Here is a 1,115-nt window from a genome sequence, read left to right as displayed (position 1 = left end):
CGGTTGTGGCTTGGGCCATAGACGTTTCTCCCTTCGATATCTTCTTTATACGGTCACATGGTATAATGCTTTCGGCACATCATCAAGTCCATTTCTGCCCATGTTATAGCTACTTGAAAGATTTTTTATTAAGCTGATCAATCGCAATAAATTCTTCTTCTGTTATCAACTGTTGTGATCTTAATTGCTTCAATAGACTCAGACTGAGCAAGTAATCGATAGATTTTTGTTGCATATGTATGTGCTCCTTTGAAATAAAAATGGCTCACCTCTAGGGCAAGCCGTATAGATATAATGCTCAGAATAAATTTTTAAGGCTAATGGTCTTTTCTATTGTCATGCTAGGATCGCTTACTAAGGTGGCAGTCAGTACAAGGGCTTTATTGTTCGCTCCACTACTGCTTCCTGCTTTTATGGTTACGCTATTTCCTGTGCTGGTTGTTATGCTTCCCTTAGTAGGAGTCGAATCATCTTGATTTCGTAGGCTCCACTCCACCGACTGGTCAAACACTTCTGTTCCATGATCATAAATATGACTGACGTATGATGCACTTTGTCCTGTTTTGAGCATGGGAATACCAGTAATGGCTATCGAATAGATATGCATTCCCGTTTCGACGACTCTCATTTCAATGGTACTCAGCACTGTCGGATGATACGTTAATTTCGTGGTGATGCTTGCTTGTCCTAAAGCGATGCCCATAACCTGACCTTGCTGGTCTACGCTAATTACACTCGGATCACTAGATGTATAAGTAATCGGCGGATTCGCCATCTCATTCCCATTATCCGTAGCGGTCACATTCAAAGATAACGTTTCGTTGAATCGTACACGGGCTATCGTTCCATGGTTTATTTGTAATGCGTATGTATGAGCAATCTCGTACTTCCATTTGTCCGCAATGTTATGTTCCACATCATCATAAGCTGTATTTATGCTATCCAATGTGCAGCTTAACTGGATGATGCCATTCATCGTGCGGTCAATTCCAACTATTTTAAACGGCTGATGAGTCATATAAAATCGTTGGCTTAATGTAATACCCCTCGTACCTGTATTGTCTTGTACGGTAACCAGGATGTTGCCCTCTGGCATGGAGATGACTTTACCTGTT

General features: G+C 41.3%; 2 protein-coding genes. Both read right to left on the bottom strand.

From position 1 onward, the window contains the following. Positions 1–109: 109 nt before the first annotated feature. Positions 110–235, bottom strand: a complete 126-nt coding sequence (locus ACIFQM_RS24900; protein ID WP_257721144.1) for an SHOCT domain-containing protein — start codon at positions 233–235, stop codon at positions 110–112. 63 nt (positions 236–298) lie between these two features. Beyond that, positions 299–1,115 (bottom strand): Ig-like domain-containing protein (locus ACIFQM_RS24895; RefSeq protein ID WP_430066409.1); only part of this gene is annotated, 817 nt, incomplete at its 5' end.

The organism is Paenibacillus sp. NRS-1782, from assembly GCF_050467685.1.
GTDB lineage: Bacteria > Bacillota > Bacilli > Paenibacillales > Paenibacillaceae > Paenibacillus > Paenibacillus terrae_A.
Note: the sequence above shows the minus strand (reverse complement) of the source record. Positions and strands in the feature narration are given on the sequence as shown.

What these genes read in the sequence shown, in the direction of transcription:
- ACIFQM_RS24900 (WP_257721144.1), bottom strand. Translation starts at nt 235, where the DNA reads ATGCAACAAAAATCTATCGATTACTTGCTCAGTCTGAGTCTATTGAAG.